The sequence below is a fragment of the Sphingomonas sp. EU05-FHT14C10 genome (genome assembly GCF_058790595.1).
The window spans coordinates 173,458-190,924 of sequence record NZ_JBYTEN010000003.1; the positions used below are offsets into that span (position 1 = coordinate 173,458).

Below are 17,467 nucleotides of genomic sequence, written 5' to 3' on the forward strand. Positions count from 1 at the left end.
TCCGATCGCGAGCGCTTCCGGACTTAATACTGAACCGACCCCATCGAATACGTCATATATTTGGTCAGCACAGAGGCGACTGGCTCGTTATGCGCATCGCGTGCAGGGGCATATTTCCAACGACGTTGGATGACCCGGCAGGTATTTGCGTTGAGCAGCTCCGTCGCGCCGCTCGCCGAGCAGGCGGCGATTTTACCGTCCGCCGATACCGTGAAGACTGCCTCTGACGTCCCTTGCTCATTGTTTCTCAATGCCATGCTCGGATAATCGTCCATCGCGACGCCGAACTCCGGCAGGCGGACGGCGGGCCGCGGGCCAGGCATCCTAATGGAATTGACGACCGTAGTGATTTTCGGTCGCAAGCTCTGAAGCGTGGTCAGCAGGCGTCGCTGATCCGCCACCTCCATCTCGTCGACATACTGGCCTGCCGTCGCGGCATCATCCGCCCGCGACAGAAGTCCAGTCAGAACCGACGAGCATTTCGACTTGAGATATTTGAACACATCCTCGTCGGCGATCCGCATGAGCGGATATATATCTTTACTCGCAAGGTCATATTTCAGCAGATTTCTAAATTCACCCTGGATGCACATTTGATACGCGCTTAGGATATATTTCTGATCGCCTTCAGATATCTGGGCGATCGTCGCCTGCCCAGCCCCGAAAACAAGAAAAATGGCGCAAATCGTCGCCCACACCATCCTGACAGACCGCATGAACTCGCTCCCCCTCATAAATCATAGTGACATCCATGCCCCGTATGACGACCACTAACTACAATTATCGGGCGCCGGTTCAACAACATGCATTCGCTCGGTGACAATGGCATGGATCTGTATTCGCCCGCCATTGCCGCCGCCAGCGCATCGAGATAGCCCGGCATCATGCAGATCCGTCCTGCCGCGCCACGCGACCGCGCCGCCATCTGGTCGATCATCGGCCCCACGATCCGCGCGGGCGAAACCTATGCGCTCGATCCGCAGATGAGCGAGGCCGATGCGCTCGCCTACTGGCTGGCCGCCGACAAGGAGACGTTCGTCGCCGAGGACGAGGCCGGCGCGATCCTCGGCACTTATTATATCCGCGCCAATCAGGCGGGCGGCGGCGGCCATGTCTGCAATTGCGGCTACATGACCGCATCCGCCGCGACCGACCGGGGCGTGGCGCGGCGCATGGCGCTCCACTCGCTCGACCATGCCCGGGCGCGCGGCTACCGGGCGATGCAGTTCAACTTCGTGGTGAGCAGCAACGCGCGCGCGGTGCATCTGTGGGAATCGCTCGGCTTCGCGGTCGTCGGCCGCCTGCCCGCTGCCTTCCGTCACCCCGCGCTCGGCTATGTCGACGCGCTGGTGATGTTCCGCGCGCTGGAAGGCTGAGGCAGGGCATGGAGATCAGATGCTATCGGCCGGGCGATTTCGACGGGGTGGACAGCCTGTGGAACGAAGCCTTCCCCAACGATCCGCCGCGCAATCGCGCTACCCATGCCATTCGGGAGAAGCTCGCCGTCCAGCCCGACCTTTTCTTCGTCGCCCTCGCCGGCGATGCGGTGATCGGCACGATCATGGCGGGTTATGATGGCCATCGCGGCTGGCTCTATGCCGTCGCGGTCCGGCGCGCGGCGCATCGTGGCGGGGTCGGCACCGCGCTGGTCCGCCATGCCGAGGCCGCGTTGCGCGCGCTCGGCTGCGCCAAGATCAACCTGCAGGTGAGGAGCGGCAACGAAGCCGTCGTCCGCTTCTACGAGCGGCTGGGCTATGCGGTAGAACCGCGCATCAGCATGGGCCGCCTGCTCCAACCCTGACGGCATGACGTCAGCGATTCGTCCCGAGCGCTAGCCACGCCCGCAGCCGTCCCGCCAAATCGTTGAGAGCGTTATCAGAAAAAGCCGGCGCCTCCAGGGGTAGGAGGAGACGCCGACCCTTTGCGACCGGAAGGGCTCAACCGGAATCGATTTCGCCATCGGACGGAAACATTTTGTCGCGAAACTGATCTGGAGCAAGTCCCAAAATGATCCCCCGCCCCAAATGTGCGACGAATTTGTGAATCGCTTCGCCGCGACGACTGGGCGGGCCAAGTCCACCGATCGACTTCGCGGCGCCTTTATTTGGCGATCGGCGTTGAAAACAGGGCAAAAAGCCCACGCGCCTGAAAAGTTGGGGAAAGTGGGAGGCTTCTGTTGCCCGGTGCCTCCCGTACCGCTGGAATCCGCTTCTGTTGCCCGGTGCGGCCCGGACCGCGCTAAAGCCTTCTAACCTAGTCCCAAGAGGGGTTCAGTTAGGCAGCAATCGCGAGCGCCTCGTTGTCGTTGGCACTTGTCGTTTTGAGCCTTTAACGGGTTACTCAGCCCGGGCAAAAATACCGTCTTTGAACACACGTCGATCCTGGTTCGGCCCCGTCAGAAGCCCCGTTTCCGGGGTTTTTGGTGGAGCCGCCGGGTACTGCCCCCGGGTCCGCTGCATCTATTACACGGCATCGTTCATCGCCATCTCCGGACGAATCCGGCACGCCCGATATAGGCGATCGGCGGTGAATGTGAAGTGAGCGGACCCGGCGGGCGCGGCCTTACTTCTTCAGCAGGTCGCGAATCTCGCGCAGCAGCACGACATCGGCGGGATCGGCCGGGGCATCGGCCAGCGTCGAGGGCGCGACCTTGTTCACCGCGCGGATGATCAGGAAGATGATGAAGGCGATGATCACGAAATTGACGAACTGGGTGATGAACTCGCCATAGCCGAGCAACGGCACGCCGGCCTTCTTGAGCGCGGCATAGTCGGTCGATCCGGCCAGCTTCTCGGGGATCGGGCCGAGCGCGATGAAGTAGCTTGAGAAGTCGAGGCCGCCGAACAGCTTGCCGATGATCGGCATCAGCACATCCTCGGTCAGCGACGTGATGATCTTGCTGAACGCCGCGCCGATGATCACCGCGACCGCCAGATCGAGCACGTTGCCGCGCGCGATGAACGCCTTGAATTCCTTGAGCATGCTGGGTCTCCCTCTACTGTTCCCCGCGAACGGGCAGACTTCCCCCGTCGGCCGGTGAAAGCAAGAGCGATTGCGGCGCGGGCGACGCTACTGTATTTGGCGGGCAATACAGTTACGCCCCCGAGAGGAGTGAGTTTATGGATCGTCGCCTGCTTGCCGCGCTTGCCACCCCCGCCATCGCGCTGTCGGTTTCGGCCTGCGGCATCAACAGCGTCCCCGCCGCCGAGGAAACGGCCAAGGCGCGCTGGGCCGACGTGCAGGCGCAGTATCAGCGCCGCGCCAACCTGATCCCCAATCTCGTCGCGACGGTGAAGGGCTATGCCCAGCATGAGAATGACGTGCTGACGCAGGTGACCGAGGCCCGCTCGCGCGCCTCCTCGGTCCAGCTCAGCGCCGAGGACCTGAAGGATCCCGCGAAGGTCAAGGCATTCCAGGATGCGCAGGGCTCGCTCAGCCAGTCGCTCGGCCGCCTGCTGGTGACGACCGAGGCCTATCCCGACCTCAAGGCTGACCAGAATTTCCTGTCGCTCCAGTCGCAACTCGAAGGCACCGAGAACCGCATCACCATCGCGATCCGCGACTATAACGAAGCGGTGCGCGCCTATAACACGATGATCCGCACCTTCCCCGACATCATCGGCGCGAAGCTGGTCCACGGCGCCAAGCCGATGACGCCGTTCGAGGCGACCACGCCCAACGCCGACCAGGCCCCCAAGGTCGATTTCGGCACGAAGGGCTGAACCGCGGGCGGAGTAAAATCGATGACCGCCATATCGATGCGGCGGAGGGCATGGCAGACGGGCATTGTGTGGCTGCTGCTCGCGCTTGCCCTGCTGCTTGCCACCGCGGCGCACGCCCAGACCTTCCCCAAGCTCACCGGCCAGGTCGTCGACGATGCGCATCTGCTCGATGCCGCGCAAACCGCCGATCTCACCGCGAAGCTCGCCGCGATCCAGCAGGCGAGCGGACGGCAGTTCGTCGTCGTCACGCTGCCCAGCCTCGAAGGCTATGAGATAGAGGATTATGGCTACCGCCTCGGCCGCGCCTGGGGGATCGGCAGCAAGAAGGAAAATGACGGCGTCCTGCTGATCGTCGCGCCCAACGAGCGCAAGGTGCGGATCGAGGTCGGCTACGGGCTCGAACCTTATCTTACCGACGCGCTTTCCTCGGTAATCATCAACACCCAGATCGTCCCGCGCTTCAAGCAGGGCGACATGGCGGGCGGGATCATCGCCGGCGCCGATGCGATCATCGAGCAGTTGAAGCTGCCCGAGGATCAGGCGCAGGCGCGCCAGCAGCAATTGCTCTCGCAGGCCAAGCACAAGAAGCAGCAGGGCGTGCCGATCGCGCTGATCTTCTGGCTGATCGTGCTTTTCGTCTTCGTCCTTCCCGCCATTTTCGGCCGCCGGCGCGGGCGGCGCTATCGCGGCGGCAGCGGCCCCGTGGTCATCTGGGGCCCCGGCTGGGGCTCGGGCGGCGGCAGTGGCGGGAGCGGCTGGGGCGGCGGCGACTGGGGTGGCGGCGGCGGTGGAGGCGGCGGCTTCTCGGGCGGCGGCGGATCATTCGGCGGCGGCGGAGCATCGGGGGGATGGTGATGAACGCCGAGGACGCCGAATGCGTATCGCGGGCCGTGGCCAATGCCGAGGCCCGCTCGAACGGCGAGATCGTGACGATCGTCGCCGATGCCTCCGATCCCTATTATGACACCGCGCTGCACTGGGCGATTGCGATCATGCTGCTCGTGCCCGCCTTCTTCGCGCTTCGCCCGGGCCTGCTGATGCAGATCGTCACCTTCGCCTCGGGCGGCTGGGCGGGCGAGCATGAGGCGGCGTCGATCAGCGCGGCCCTGCTCGCGATGATGGTGCTGAAGTTCATCACCGTCTGGCTGGTCACGCGCTGGCGGCCGCTGCGCGTCTGGCTCACCCCGCGCGGGGTGAAGGCGGCGCGCGTGCGGGCGCGGGCGATCACCTGCTTCAAGGTCGGCGCGGAGAAGCGCACCGTGGGGCATACCGGCATCCTCATCTACCTCTCGATGGCCGAGCATGTCGCCGAGATCGTCTCGGACGAGGCGATCCACGCCAAGGTCGCACCCGAAGCATGGGGCGACGCGATGGCCGCGCTGATCGATCATGTCCGCGAAGGCCGCGTGGCCGACGGGATGATCGCCGCCGTCGACAGCGTCGGCGCGATCCTGGCCGAACATTTCCCGCGCGGCGCGGACGACAAGAACGAACTGCCGGACAGGATCATCCTATTGTAGGGATCGGGTTATGGAAGAAATCGTCTGGCAGGGCCGCTTCATCACCACCAAGCGCGACGGCAAGTGGGAATATGTCTCGCGCTCACGCGATATCGAGGCGGCGGTGATCGTCGCGATCGACGAGGATGAGGAAGGCCGGCACATTTTGCTCGTCGAGCAGTATCGCGTCCCGCTCGGCGCCTGGTGCATCGAGCTGCCCGCCGGGCTGGTCGGCGACGATCATGCCGGCGAGGCGATCCGCGTCGCTGCCGCGCGCGAACTGGAAGAGGAAACCGGCTACCGCGCCGAGCATCTGACGCTGATCGGCCGCTTCGCTTCCTCCCCCGGCATGGTCTCCGAAACCTTCACGCTGGTGAAGGCCGACGGGCTCGACAAGGTCGGCGCGGGCGGCGGGATCGAGGATGAGGACATCATCGTCCACCGCGTGAAGCTGGAAGACGTGCCCGCCTTCATCGCCGGCAAGCGCGCGGACGGCGCGATGATCGACGTCAAGCTGCTCCTGCTCCTCGCCGGCGAGATCATCGGCTGAGCGCCTGCGGCGCTGACCTATAAAAGCCGCCAGACGGCGAGCCCGACAAGCGAGGCGGAAAGCGAGGCGAGAAGCGGCGCGGCTGCCTTCACGCCCGCGACGCCCCGCGCGATCGCCATCGTCATGCCCGCCTTGATCGCCGTATTGGCAAGCACGGGAACGGCGAGCACCAGCCCCGCCGCGCGATCGTCGATCGAATCGGCGGGCAGGCCGGCCAGCGTCATCACGGCGGCGTCGACATCGGACATGCCGGTCAGCCCCAGCACCACCGCCATGCCGGAGCTGCCGAACTGATGCAGCGACCAGCGCGCGACCAGCGACAAGAGGGCTACCAGCCCCGCGAGCATCAGCGCCGGCCCGAAAGCGAAGGGGTTGCCAAGGGGCACGGCGCCGCTTTCGCCCGCCTGTCGCCGCCAGGCGAGCAGCGCGAGCAGCGCCGCGACGATCGTCGCCGGCGCTATGGCGATCGCCAGCGTCGGTAGCGCGCGCGGCATGAGGATCGCGGTCAGCAACTGGACGCGCAGGAACATGACGATCGACGCCAGCGCGATGCCGGCGGTCAGCGCGCCGTGGGCCGCGGGCTGGGCGGACAGGCGGCGTGCCAGATCGGCTGTCACCGCCGTCGACGAAACGATGGCGCCGGTGAGGGCGACGATCAGGATGCCCCGCTCGCTGCCGAATCGCCGCGCGGCGACATAGCCGCCGAAGGACAGCGCGGCGACCATCACCACGACCATCCAGATGCGGCGCGGATTCCATGCGCCATAGGGGCCGAGGTCGGCATCGGGCAGAAAGGGCAGGACGACGAGCGCGACGAGAAGGAAGCGCGCGACGGCCTCCACCTCGGCCGCGCTTAGCCCTCTCAGCAAGGCGTGCATCGATCGCCGGGCGCTCAATATGGCGAATGTCGCGGCGGCGGCGGCAAGCGCTGGGGCCGGCCCCAGCCGCACCGCCGCAACCCCGATGGCGAACGTCAGCAGCCCCGCTATCGTCGTCGTCGCGGACATGTGGTCGTCGCGCGCGGAGCGGGCATAGCCAACGCCCAGCACGATCGCGACGCCTATGCCGATCGCGGCTCCGATCGAATCGGGCGCAAGGGCGGCAAGCCCGCCCGCCAGCCCGATCAGCCCGAAGGTGCGGAACCCCGCGACACGCCTGCCGCTTTCCATCGCCCGCTGCGCCCAACCGCGCTCCATGCCGACGATCAGGCCGGCGGCGAGCGCCGCCGCGAGCGGAATCAGTTGGGGGTCGACCGCCGCCATGCGGCCGCTAAACCGCCGCGCCGACCAGGCGGCCGATCCCCGCCGTCACCACCATGGCAAGCGCGCCCCAGAAAACGACGCGCGCCACCGGCCGCCACGGCCTCGCCCCGCCCGTGACCGCGCCGATCGCCCCCAGCGCCGCAAGGCACAGGATCGAGCCGACAGCCTCGCCCGCGACGATCGTCGATCGGGGCAGCAGCGCGGCCAGCAATACGGGCACGGCAGCGCCTGCGGTGAATGTGGCGGCGGACGTCAGCGCCGCGACGACGGGACGCGCGGTCGTCTGCGCGGAGATGTGGAGCTCATCGCGCGCGTGCGAGCCCAGTGCGTCATGCGCCATCATCTGGCGGGCGACGTGGCGCGCCGTCTCGGGCTCCACGCCGCGCGCCACATAGATGGCGGCAAGCTCCTCGAGCTCGGCTTCGGGGCTGGTCGCCAGCTCGGAACGCTCGCGCGCCAGATCGGCCTTTTCGGTGTCCGATTGCGAACTGACCGACACATATTCGCCCGCCGCCATCGACATCGCGCCTGCCACCAGCCCCGCAATGCCCGCCACCAGGACCGCCGGGCGCGGCGCGCCCGAGGCCGCGACGCCGATCATCAGGCAGGCCGTCGACACGATACCGTCATTGGCCCCCAGCACGGCGGCGCGCAGCCAGCCGATACGCGCGACGAGGTGGACTTCACGGTGACGAGGCATGGCATCCCCCGGAAATGCGGCCCGCCTTTGCTAGGGCAGGTCGCTGGCCGCGGCAATCCGTCCAGCTTGCTCCATGCCTGCGAAGCTGGCACCAGACGGCGCATGAGCACATCCTCAAACGACGCTTCGGGCAAGCGCGATCTGGCTCTCGCGCTCAGGCGCGGGATCATGGGGCAATGCCCGTCGTGCGGCGAGGCGAAGCTGTTCGCCAGCTTCCTCAAGCCCGTCGCCGCCTGCCCGCATTGCGGCGAGCATTGGGCGGATCGGCGCGCCGACGATTTCCCCGCCTATCTGGTGATCCTGATCCTCGGCCACCTGCTCGTGCCCGTCGTGGTCGCGGTCAACCTGAAGACCGATCTGCCGATCTGGCTCCAGATGGTCGGGTGGCCGATCCTCGCCGCCCTCATCGCGCTGGCGATGATCCAGCCAGCCAAGGGCTTCGTGCTCGGCCTGCTCTGGGCGCGCTAGCGCTGCACGCAACGTCCGGTCCGGAGAGCGCCGCTCCGGCGGCGGCGCGGATCCGCTTACCGCGGATCGTTATTTGTAAATCGCTGCGGCGTCGATCTTCCGGTCCTGCGCAGCCAGCTTCTCCACCTTGCCGAGGATGCTGAGATCGAGCTTCAGGATCTTCAGCTTCTCGCGATAGCGCGCGAACGACATCAGCATGGTTTCGCGCTCGGCGGGGGACAGCACGGCCGTGTCGGGATGGATCCGGAACATCGCGTTGAGATTGTCGAGCTCGACATAAGTCGTCCGTATCTGGATGACAGCCGCTTCCTGAAGATAATAGACCTTCCAGTAATTGTCGACCAGCGTCCGCGGCGCGAGCGACAGCAATCCGCTGTCGCGGGCCGCCGCCCAGGCGCTGTCGCTGGGAATGGCGAGAATCACCTCGTCCGGATGCTCGACATGTTCCGACGCCTGAATCCGGTCTATCGATCTGTCGATTTTCGCGATCGTCGCGTCGATCGCGCGGCTGTTTTCCGAGACGATCGTCTGGGTGTCCAGTCCCTCCTGGCGCAGGCTCTCGCGCATCTCCTCCACCTGGGCGCGATGGTGGAAATGCTCGGCCGTCTGCTCCAGCCCGAGTGCGATGAGCAGGCCGACCGTGATCGTCGCGATATGCGCGAAAAAGGAACGCCAGCCCTGAAGGGCGTGATGCGGAGTGTGGACGTCGAGCATTATGGACTGGGCCTCATTGTGTCGGCGGGCGCGCCGGTCGAAGATCGTTCCGCCCCCGTGGGGACGTTGCGCAGGCCCGGCCATTTTGCAATGGCGATGATGCCCCTTGCCACGGTTTACACGGCGTCAACCGCGCCGCGCCTATAGCCGCGACGTGATCGACAATTTTTCGCTGGGCCTCACGCATGCGCTGCTGCTGATCGCGGCATGGCGCCTGCTGTCGCGCCCTGATCTCGATCGCGGGGATCCGCCGGCCCCCGATGCCGCGCCGGGGGGCAAGGGCTGGCGGCGGCCCCGTGCGTGATCTCGCCTTCATCGGCTTTCTCGTCGCGCTGCTCGGCTTCGGGTTCAGGCGGCCGTTCCTCTTCGTCCTCGCTTATGCCTATGTCGATATCGTCGCGCCCCAGCGGCTGACCTATTATCTGCTCAACGCCGTTCCCGTCTCGCTGATCGTGGCCGCGCTCGCGCTCGGCGGCTGGATTCTCGCCGACGACAAGCGCGGCCTCCGCCTCGCCCCGCGTCAGGCGCTGATCCTGCTGCTGCTCGGCTGGTGCTGGCTGACGACCGGATGGGCCGCCTTCCCGGTCGAGGCGCAGGACAAATGGGGCTGGGTGTGGAAGGCGCTGGCCTTCGCCGCCTTCCTGCCCTTCACGCTGCGCACCCGGCTGCGGATGGAGGCGCTGGCGCTGTTCATGACGCTGTCGGCCGCCTCGATCATCATCGTCGGCGGCATCAAGACGCTGGCCTCGGGCGGCGGCTATGGCGCGCTCAACCTGATGGTCGACAATAACAGCGGGCTTTACGAAGGCAGCACCATCTCGACGGTGGCGATCGCGCTCATCCCGCTCATCCTCTTCCTGATGCGCCACGGCACGATCTTCGCGCCCGACTGGCGGGTGAAACTGTTCGGCGGGGCCTTGATCTTCGCCTGCCTGATCTTGCCGGTGGGGACCGAGGCACGCACCGGCCTCGTCTGCATCGGGGTGCTGGCGCTGCTGATGCTCCGCGAGGTCAGGCGCCGCGCAGCCTATGTCGCGGCGCTCGGCGCGCTCGCGCTCGTCGCCCTGCCCTTCCTGCCGCAGAGCTTCACCCAGCGCATGGAAACGATCGGCAGCTACCGTGCCGACCAGTCGGCCTCGACGCGCCTCGCCGTGTGGCAATGGACGTGGGACTATGCCAAGGCGCATCCGCTGGGCGGCGGCTTCGACGCCTATCGCGCCAACCGCATCGTGGTGGAGACCGAGACGAAAGATGGCTCCCGTTCCGTCGCCATGACCCCGATCGTCGATAAGGCGCGCGCCTATCACAGCGCCTATTTCGAGATGCTGGGCGAACAGGGCTGGCCGGGCCTCGGCCTGTGGCTCGCGATCCAGCTCGGCGGGCTGTGGCGGATGGGCGCGATCCGCAGGCGCTATGCCGATGCGCCGTCCGATCTTGCCTGGGTGCGCCCCTTCGCCACCGCGCTCCAGAATGCGCAGATCGTCTATATGGTCGGCGCATTGTTCGTCGCGATCGCGATCCAGCCCTTCATGCTGATGCTCACCGGCCTGCAGATCGGGCTCGAGGCCTGGCTGGCGCGGCGTAATCGGCAGGCCGCACCGCGCGGCTTCGCGCGCCGCATCGCCGCCATATGAGCAGCCGCATCGCCGATCTGCCCGCGCTCACCGCGATCCGGGGTTTCGCGGCGTTCTACGTGATGTTCTTCCACATCCGCGACAGCATAGACGGCCTGTCGCGCCCGATGCACCTGTTCCTCGGGCGGGGCTATCTGGCGGTCGATCTATTCTTCGTCCTCTCGGGCTTCGTCATCTGGCTCAACTATGCCGCGCGGCTGCGCGAGGCGGGGCCGGCAGGCGTCCCGGCCTATCTGTGGCGACGCTGGGCGCGCATCTGGCCGCTCCATATCACGCTGCTCGCGGGCACCGCCGCGATGGCGCTGCTCTTCGCGCTGACCGGACGCGCCGATCCCGTCCGCTATCCCTTTGCGGAGCTTCCGCTCCACATGCTGCTGCTCCAGAACTGGGGCTTCACGCCCGTCCTCACATGGAACATCCCGGCCTGGTCGATCAGCACCGAATGGGCGGCCTATCTCGCCTTCCCCCTGCTCGTCGCGATCGACTGGCGGCGGCTGCCGACGATCGCGCTGGCCCTGGCCTTCGCGCTGCTGCTCGCGATCCTCGCCTATGCCTATGCGCCACAGGGCGTGCTGTATCTCGATGTCGCGCACTACGGCCTCGTCCGTTGCCTCGTCGAATTCGCGCTGGGCACGATCGTCTGCGCGCTGTGGCAACGCTCGACGCGCACGACAGGCGCGATCGGCGGCGCGATCATGCTCGCCATGGCCCCGCTCATCTGGTTCGGCGGCGTGCCCGAGACGATCGCCGCGCCGCTCGGCTTCGCCGGCCTCGTCCTGTTCCTCGCCTGCTGCCCCGGCCTGCTCGGGCGGTCGGGCGCGCTGATCTGGCTCGGCGAGGTCAGCTATTCGATCTACCTGTCGCACGTGCTGATCTGGATCGCGTTCAAGCTGCTGTTCGTGAAGGACGCCGCGCATGTCGGCCCCGTCGCAATCGCCGCCTATGTCGCGATCGTCATCGTCGCATCGGGGCTGCTCCACCGCCTCGTCGAGCGCCCGGCGCAGGCGTGGCTCAACGCACACCGGCCCATGGGAACCCTTCGGCTCCAGCGGGATTGACCCGTTGCCGTCGCCCCGCGCGACCGGCTATCTGGGTCGCGCCCGCGGCCAGCAAGCCCGAAAGGACCGATCATCGCTTCCCCGACCGCAAGCCCGAGCCCGTCGCCGACCTTCGCCGACAAGCTCGATCCGGCCGACCTGAGCCGCCAGACGACCGAATTCTGGGTCGCCGCCACGCATTGGTTCCAGACCCACTGGCTGCAGATCGCGATCGGCATCGGCGCGGCGCTGATCATCGCGCTCGCGCTGCGCTTCGCCCGCTCGCTCGGCGAAAGGCTGTGCCGCCACGACCGGTCGGGCGCGGGCTGGACGACGATCTTCGGCCGCGCCATCTCCAGGACCGGCAATTTCTTCATCTTCGCCATATCGGCGCGCCTCGTCGTCCATTTCGCGCAGGCGCCGGGGCCGGTGGCAGAGGTCTTCGTCTTCATCTTCATCGTCGCCTCGGCCTTCCAGGCGGCGATCTGGGCGCGCGAGCTGATCCTCGGCTTCATCGAGCATCGCACGCACACCGACGAGGGCGAGGCGCTGGGCAGCGCGATGGGGATCATCCGCCTGCTGGTCACGGTGGTGCTGTTCGCGATCGCGGTGATCGTCGTGCTCGACAATCTCGGCGTCAACGTCACCGGCCTGATCGCCGGTCTCGGCGTCGGCGGCATCGCGATCGGCCTCGCCGCGCAGGGGATCTTCTCCGATCTGTTCGCAGCACTCTCGATCCTGTTCGACAAGCCATTCCGGCGCGGCGACACGGTGCAATATGATCAGACGCAGGGCACGGTCGAGGCGATCGGGCTGAAGTCGACGCGCATCCGCGCGATCACCGGCGAGGAAAAGGTGATCGCCAACTCGCAGCTATTGGGCAAGGAGCTCTCCAACCTCAGCGAGCTCACCCGCCGCCGCATCCGTTTCATGCTCGGCGTCACTTACCAGACGCCGCCCGATGTCTGCGACAAGATCCCCGCGATGCTTGCCGAGATCGTCAGGGCCAACAAAGCGGCGCTGGTCCGTGCGGGCTTCGTCAATTTCGGCGCGAGCACGCTCGATTTCGAACTGGATTTCGACGTGATGAGCCCCGATTTCGCCGTCACCTTCCAGACGCGCCACAATATCGGCCTCGCCATCCTTCGCCGCTTCAACGACGAAGGCATCGATTTCGCCTATCCCACCCAGACGACCTTCACCGCCGCGCCCGACGGCCGGATGATCATGCCCTATGCCGAGATCACGGCGCCCAGGCCGGATGGAAGCGGCGGCGAAGCGACCGGGGGCTGATCGGCGCTCACGCCGCCTGCCGCGCGATCTCGGCAAACCAGGGCGCCATCCGCCGGCACGCCTCCTCGATCCGGTCGGTCGAGACGGCGAAGCTCAGCCGCATGAAGCGATGCCCGTCGACGGGGTCGAAGTCGCGCCCCGGCGCGGTCGCGACGGCGGTGTCCTGCAGCAGCTTCATGCATAGCGCGAAGCTGTCGCCGGTCAGGTGCCCGACATCGGCATAAATGTAGAAGGCCCCGTCGGGCGGCGCGATCCGCCGCAGCCCCATGTCGGGCAGCGCGCCCAGCAATATGTCGCGGTTGCGGCGATAGGTATCGACATGGCCCTCGAGCACGTCGCGCTCGTCGAAGGCGATCAGCCCGGCATGCTGGGCAAGGCTGGGCGGGGTCAGGAACAGATTGCCCATCCGCGCCCGCGCCGCGTCGATCTGATCGGCCGGCACCACCAGCCAGCCCAATCGCCACCCGGCCATGCTGAAATATTTGGAGAAGCTGTTGACGATGAACGCCGTCGGTTCGTCCTGCAGCACCGATCGCGCGGCGCCGACATAGGAGAGCCCGTGGTAGATCTCGTCGGAGATGATGCGGATGCCCCGCCGCCGGCACACCGCGACGATCGCCTGCAACTCGGCGTCGCCGATGATCGTCCCGGTCGGGTTGGCGGGGCTGGCGATGATCAGCCCCTCCGGCGCGGGGTCGAGCGCCTCGACGGCGGCGGCGGTAAGCTGAAAGCGCTCGGCCTCCCCGCAGGCGATCTCGACGGGCTCGATATGCATCGCCTTCAGCGTGTTGCGATAGGCGACATAGCCGGGCCGCGCGAGCGCGACGCGCGCGCCGGGCGCGAAGGCGCAGGACAGCGCAAGCACGAAGGCCGGCGACGCGCCGCAGGTCAGGATCACCTGCTCGGGATCGACCGTGACGCCATAAGCCTCGACATAATGGCGCGCGATCCGTTCCTTGAGCGCCGGGCTTTCCCAATAGCCCATGCCGTCATGGTCGAGCACATGATGCGCGCGTGCGATCGCGGCGGGCGGCGCGCCGGTCGAAGGCTGGCCGAACTCCATGTGGATGACGGGCTCGCCCGCCGCCGCCATGCGATGCGCGAGGCGGCTCAGCGAGATGGCGTGGAAGGGATCGATGCGCGCGGTCATGCGCAGAGCGATGACGCGCCCGGCGGCATAGCTCAAGCCCTATGTCCGATTTCGCGGGCGCACGCATCAATGGCGCGGCCGCCTGCGCCACGCTAAAGCGTGCGCGATGATCCGCCTGACCGAACTGACCCTGCCCCTCCATCATGCCGAGGAGGCGCTGCCCGCCGCCATCTGCAAGCGCCTGCGCATCACCCCGCGCGAGATGATCCGCTACAGCGTCGCGCGCCGCGCCAATGACGCGCGCGACCGCACCAACATCCGCCTCGTCTATTCGGTCGACGTCAATGTGAAGAACGAGGCGGCGGTGCTCGCGCGCTTCCGCGCCGATCGCAATATCGGCCCGACCCCCGACACCAGCTACCGCCCGATCATGCAGGCGCCGGCGGGCGTGAAGCGTCCGGTGGTGATCGGCGCCGGCCCCTGCGGGCTGTTCGCCGCGCTCATCCTCGCGCAGATGGGCTTCCGCCCGATCATCGTCGATCGCGGCAAGGTGGTGCGCGAACGCACCAAGGACACGTGGGGCCTGTGGCGCCGCAGCGTGCTCAACCCCGAATCCAACGTCCAGTTCGGCGAGGGCGGCGCGGGCACCTTTTCCGACGGCAAGCTCTACAGCCGGATCAAGGATATGCGGAACCTCGATCGCAAGGTGCTGACCGAGTTCGTCAAGGCCGGCGCCCCGCCCGAAATCCTCACCGAAGCGCATCCGCATATCGGCACCTTCCGGCTGGTGACGATGGTCGAGAGCATCCGCGAGACGATCGAGGGGCTGGGCGGCGAATATCGCTTCTCCACCCGCGTCGACGGGCTCGACATCGCCACCGACGCGCAGGGCGAACGCCGCATCGTCGGGCTCCACCTCAACGACGACGGCTATCTGGAGGCCGATCGCGTGGTGATGGCGATCGGCCACAGCGCGCGCGACACCTTCGCGATGCTCGTCGAGGCTGGCGTCCATGTCGAGGCCAAGCCCTTCTCGATCGGCGTGCGGATCGAGCATCCGCAGTCGTGGATCGACAAGGCGCGCTTCGGCGTCGATGCGGGCAATCCGATCCTCGGCGCGGCCGAATATCATATCTCGCATCACTGCAGGAATGGCCGCACCGTCTACAGCTTCTGCATGTGCCCCGGCGGCACCGTCGTCGCCGCGACCTCGGAGGAAGGCCGCGTCGCGACCAACGGCATGAGCCAATATTCGCGTAACGAGCGCAACGCCAATTCGGGCTTCGTCGTCGCCATCGATCCGGAGCGCGACTATCCCGGCGATCCGCTGGCGGGCATCGCTTTCCAGCGCCACTGGGAATCGCTCGCCTTCGTGGCGGGCGGGTCCGACTACAGGGCGCCCGCGCAGCGCGTCGGCGATTTCCTCGCCGGGCGTCCGTCGACCGCGCTCGGCAGCATCATCCCTTCCTACCGCCCGGGCGTGACCCCCACCGATCTCTCCGCCTGCCTCCCCGATTTCGCGGTCGAGGCGATGCGCGAGGCGATCCCCGCCTTCGGCCGCCAGATCAAGGGCTATGACCACCCCGACGTGGTGATGACCGGCGTCGAGACGCGCACCTCCTCGCCCGTCCGCTTCACGCGCGGCGAGGATTTTCAGAGCCTCAACACGCCCGGCCTGTTCCCGGCGGGCGAGGGCGCGGGCTATGCGGGCGGCATCCTCTCGGCGGCGGTCGACGGCATCAAGGTCGCCGAGGCCGTGGCGCGCAGCATCGCCGCGCCATGACGCTGATCCTCTTCAACAAGCCTTACGGCGTGATCAGCCAGTTCACCGATCGCGGCACGGCGGGATCGGATCGCCAGACGCTTTCCGACTATATCGACCTGCCCGGCGTCTATCCCGCCGGCCGCCTCGATCTCGACAGCGAGGGGCTGATGCTGCTGACCGACGACGGTCGGCTGCAGGCGCGCATCGCCGATCCCAAATACAAGATGCCCAAGACCTATCTGGTGCAGGTCGAGGGCGATATGGCCGAACCCGCGCTCGCCGCGCTCCGCAAGGGCGTGATGCTCAAGGACGGCCCGACGCGCCCGGCCGAGGCCGCGCGCATCGATGCGCCCGATCTGTGGCCGCGCGTGCCTCCGGTGCGCTTCCGCAAGAGCGTCCCCGATTGCTGGGTCCGCCTGACCATCCGCGAAGGGCGCAACCGCCAGGTCCGCCGCATGACCGCCGCCGTAGGCCACCCGACGCTGCGCCTCGTCCGCTGGAGCATCGGCGACTGGTCGATCGCCGACGTGCCCCCGGGCGAATGGCGATCGCAGCGACCGTGAAAATCTATTTCGACGGCGGCTGCCGCCCCGCGCCCATCGGGATGGAAACCGCCGTCGTCGCGGGCGGCCGCACCTGGCTCCGGCGCGATCTCGGCCCCGGCACCGCCATGGACGCCGAATGGCTGGCACTGATCCACGCCGTCCGCGTCGCGCAGGAGCTTGGGGCAGAGAATCCCCTCTTCCTCGGCGACGCCCTCGCGGTCATTGAGCAGGCGACCGGCGCGGTGAAATGCCGGGCTACCTTCGTACGCCATCTCGCGACGCTGGCGGCGCTGACCGATCCCGCCGCCCTGCGCATCCGCCACGTCAAGCGGACCCAGAACCTCGCCGGCATCGCCCTCGCCCGCCTGCAGCGATAACACTCCTCGCGCTGGCATGGTCAGCCTGACCATTTGACGATCCCCCAGCCGCGGGCCGCAGCGATGGCGCGCAGCTTGCGCGATGGATTCACGGTCACGGGCTCGTCAGCAAGCTCGAGCAGCGGCGTGTCCGATGCGTGGTCGGTATAAACGCGAACGTGCATGCCGCCCGGCGCAAGCCCCTCGGCCGCCGCATAGTCGAGAAACATCCGGGCCTTCATCGCGCCATAGCAGTTGAAGCCCTTGATGGCGGGCAGCAGATGTCCGTCCTCCCAGCGGCACTCGGTGCCGATGATCTCGGTGATGCCGAGGCGCGCGGCGATGGCGTCGAGGTAGAAGCGATTGGCGGCGCTCGCCAGGATCACGCGACGTCCGGCCGCCCGGTCCAGCGCGATCTGGGCGATCCCCTCGGCATAGCATTGCCTTCGCGTCAGCCGCTCTGCGAATGCCGACGCGAGCGCGCGAACGGATCGGGCGGGTACACGGCCGCCCATCATGCAGCGCTGCATGAAGCTCTTGAGCGTCTCGCGCTCGATCAGTTTCGCCTTGTAGGCGATCATCGCCCCAAGCACGGCGGGCAGGAACAGCAACCGCCAGGGCGCGAGCCGCCAGGCCGCCATCAGCAGGAGCGGCGACCAGGTGCCGTGCCGGGTCAGCGTCCTGTCGAGATCGAAGACGGATACCGCCACCGCTCGCTCGACCGCGACGAGGAGCGGCTTGCCCAAGCGCCGATCCGGGTCGTTGACTGGATGTTCCGATTGCATGTCGCAGAGCCCCCTTCTGTCTCGTAGACGCCGCGGCAGCAGGCGGC

21 protein-coding genes and 1 other RNA gene are annotated in these 17,467 nt (G+C 67.2%); 14 read left to right on the forward strand and 8 right to left on the reverse strand.

Annotated elements, in window-relative coordinates; genetic code table 11:
• Positions 1–23: 23 nt before the first annotated feature.
• A complete protein-coding gene (locus tag AC3WT0_RS05500; RefSeq protein WP_492752088.1) occupies positions 24–716 on the reverse strand; it encodes an energy transducer TonB in 693 nt (230 codons plus the stop codon).
• A gap of 168 nt (positions 717–884) precedes the next feature.
• Between AC3WT0_RS05500 and AC3WT0_RS05505 the strand changes: the two genes are divergently transcribed.
• Complete coding sequence (locus AC3WT0_RS05505) at positions 885–1,376, forward strand: GNAT family N-acetyltransferase (RefSeq protein ID WP_492752089.1); 492 nt, start codon at positions 885–887, stop codon at positions 1,374–1,376.
• Positions 1,377–1,384: 8 nt separating this feature from the next.
• The gene (locus tag AC3WT0_RS05510) at positions 1,385–1,801 is read left to right on the forward strand and encodes a GNAT family acetyltransferase (RefSeq protein ID WP_492752090.1); all 417 of its coding nucleotides are present in this window, start codon (positions 1,385–1,387) and stop codon (positions 1,799–1,801) included.
• A 399-nt stretch (positions 1,802–2,200) separates the two neighbouring features.
• Here AC3WT0_RS05510 and ssrA read toward each other — a convergent pair.
• Positions 2,201–2,541, reverse strand: a transfer-messenger RNA (tmRNA) gene (ssrA, locus tag AC3WT0_RS05515).
• Positions 2,542–2,562: 21 nt separating this feature from the next.
• On the reverse strand, positions 2,563–2,982 hold the full coding sequence (gene mscL, locus AC3WT0_RS05520; RefSeq protein ID WP_492752091.1) for a large conductance mechanosensitive channel protein MscL: 420 nt from the start codon (positions 2,980–2,982) through the stop codon (positions 2,563–2,565).
• 137 nt (positions 2,983–3,119) lie between these two features.
• Between mscL and AC3WT0_RS05525 the strand changes: the two genes are divergently transcribed.
• The 4 genes from AC3WT0_RS05525 to AC3WT0_RS05540 are packed head-to-tail and all read left to right on the forward strand — an operon-like array spanning position 3,120 to position 5,771.
• A complete protein-coding gene (locus tag AC3WT0_RS05525) occupies positions 3,120–3,722 on the forward strand; it encodes a LemA family protein (RefSeq protein WP_492752092.1) in 603 nt (200 codons plus the stop codon).
• Between the two features lie 21 nt (positions 3,723–3,743).
• On the forward strand, positions 3,744–4,577 hold the full coding sequence (locus AC3WT0_RS05530; protein WP_492752093.1) for a TPM domain-containing protein: 834 nt from the start codon (positions 3,744–3,746) through the stop codon (positions 4,575–4,577).
• Positions 4,571–5,242 carry a TPM domain-containing protein gene (locus tag AC3WT0_RS05535; protein WP_492752094.1) on the forward strand — a complete coding sequence of 224 codons (672 nt, stop codon included), beginning with the start codon at positions 4,571–4,573 and terminating at the stop codon, positions 5,240–5,242. The genes AC3WT0_RS05530 and AC3WT0_RS05535 overlap by 7 nt, the downstream gene beginning before the upstream one ends.
• Positions 5,243–5,252: 10 nt before the next feature.
• Positions 5,253–5,771: an NUDIX hydrolase gene (locus AC3WT0_RS05540; protein WP_492752095.1), complete on the forward strand. Its 519-nt coding sequence runs from the start codon at positions 5,253–5,255 to the stop codon at positions 5,769–5,771.
• Between the two features lie 17 nt (positions 5,772–5,788).
• Here AC3WT0_RS05540 and AC3WT0_RS05545 read toward each other — a convergent pair whose 3' ends face one another.
• Together AC3WT0_RS05545 and AC3WT0_RS05550 are read right to left on the reverse strand one after the other, a co-directional pair.
• Complete coding sequence (locus tag AC3WT0_RS05545) at positions 5,789–7,033, reverse strand: MgtC/SapB family protein (RefSeq protein WP_492752096.1); 1,245 nt, start codon at positions 7,031–7,033, stop codon at positions 5,789–5,791.
• Positions 7,034–7,040: 7 nt separating this feature from the next.
• On the reverse strand, positions 7,041–7,733 hold the full coding sequence (locus AC3WT0_RS05550) for a VIT1/CCC1 transporter family protein (RefSeq protein ID WP_492752097.1): 693 nt from the start codon (positions 7,731–7,733) through the stop codon (positions 7,041–7,043).
• Positions 7,734–7,835: 102 nt separating this feature from the next.
• Here AC3WT0_RS05550 and AC3WT0_RS05555 point away from each other — a divergent pair, with 102 nt between their 5' ends.
• Positions 7,836–8,201, forward strand: coding sequence for a DUF983 domain-containing protein (locus tag AC3WT0_RS05555; RefSeq protein ID WP_492752098.1), 366 nt, complete (start codon positions 7,836–7,838; stop codon positions 8,199–8,201).
• A 69-nt stretch (positions 8,202–8,270) separates the two neighbouring features.
• Here AC3WT0_RS05555 and AC3WT0_RS05560 read toward each other — a convergent pair whose 3' ends face one another.
• Positions 8,271–8,915, reverse strand: coding sequence for a hypothetical protein (locus AC3WT0_RS05560; RefSeq protein ID WP_492752099.1), 645 nt, complete (start codon positions 8,913–8,915; stop codon positions 8,271–8,273).
• A gap of 106 nt (positions 8,916–9,021) precedes the next feature.
• Here AC3WT0_RS05560 and AC3WT0_RS05565 point away from each other — a divergent pair, with 106 nt between their 5' ends.
• The 4 genes from AC3WT0_RS05565 (at position 9,022) to AC3WT0_RS05580 (ending at position 12,879) form a co-directional block, all read left to right on the forward strand.
• On the forward strand, positions 9,022–9,219 hold the full coding sequence (locus AC3WT0_RS05565; RefSeq protein WP_492752101.1) for a hypothetical protein: 198 nt from the start codon (positions 9,022–9,024) through the stop codon (positions 9,217–9,219).
• The gene (locus tag AC3WT0_RS05570; RefSeq protein WP_492752102.1) at positions 9,212–10,549 is read left to right on the forward strand and encodes a putative O-glycosylation ligase, exosortase A system-associated; all 1,338 of its coding nucleotides are present in this window, start codon (positions 9,212–9,214) and stop codon (positions 10,547–10,549) included. Before AC3WT0_RS05565 ends, AC3WT0_RS05570 begins: the two co-directional genes overlap by 8 nt.
• Positions 10,546–11,607: an acyltransferase family protein gene (locus AC3WT0_RS05575; protein ID WP_492752104.1), complete on the forward strand. Its 1,062-nt coding sequence runs from the start codon at positions 10,546–10,548 to the stop codon at positions 11,605–11,607. The genes AC3WT0_RS05570 and AC3WT0_RS05575 overlap by 4 nt, the downstream gene beginning before the upstream one ends.
• 72 nt (positions 11,608–11,679) lie before the next feature.
• Positions 11,680–12,879 carry a mechanosensitive ion channel family protein gene (locus AC3WT0_RS05580; RefSeq protein WP_492752198.1) on the forward strand — a complete coding sequence of 400 codons (1,200 nt, stop codon included), beginning with the start codon at positions 11,680–11,682 and terminating at the stop codon, positions 12,877–12,879.
• 7 nt (positions 12,880–12,886) lie between these two features.
• On the opposite strand, the gene AC3WT0_RS05585 is transcribed toward AC3WT0_RS05580, so the two are convergent.
• A complete protein-coding gene (locus AC3WT0_RS05585; RefSeq protein WP_492752199.1) occupies positions 12,887–14,029 on the reverse strand; it encodes a pyridoxal phosphate-dependent aminotransferase in 1,143 nt (380 codons plus the stop codon).
• 106 nt (positions 14,030–14,135) lie between these two features.
• On the opposite strand from AC3WT0_RS05585, the gene AC3WT0_RS05590 reads away from it, so the two are divergent.
• The 3 genes from AC3WT0_RS05590 to AC3WT0_RS05600 are packed head-to-tail and all read left to right on the forward strand — an operon-like array spanning position 14,136 to position 16,656.
• Positions 14,136–15,752 (forward strand): NAD(P)/FAD-dependent oxidoreductase, encoded by a 1,617-nt coding sequence (locus tag AC3WT0_RS05590; RefSeq protein ID WP_492752105.1) that lies wholly within the window; start codon positions 14,136–14,138, stop codon positions 15,750–15,752.
• Positions 15,749–16,297, forward strand: coding sequence for a pseudouridine synthase (locus AC3WT0_RS05595; RefSeq protein WP_492752106.1), 549 nt, complete (start codon positions 15,749–15,751; stop codon positions 16,295–16,297). The genes AC3WT0_RS05590 and AC3WT0_RS05595 overlap by 4 nt, the downstream gene beginning before the upstream one ends.
• Entirely contained in the window at positions 16,294–16,656 is a 363-nt protein-coding gene (locus AC3WT0_RS05600; RefSeq protein WP_492752107.1) for a reverse transcriptase-like protein, read from the forward strand. Before AC3WT0_RS05595 ends, AC3WT0_RS05600 begins: the two co-directional genes overlap by 4 nt.
• 20 nt (positions 16,657–16,676) lie before the next feature.
• Here AC3WT0_RS05600 and AC3WT0_RS05605 read toward each other — a convergent pair whose 3' ends face one another.
• A complete protein-coding gene (locus AC3WT0_RS05605; protein WP_492752109.1) occupies positions 16,677–17,381 on the reverse strand; it encodes an HAD family hydrolase in 705 nt (234 codons plus the stop codon).
• Positions 17,382–17,467 lie beyond the last annotated feature (86 nt).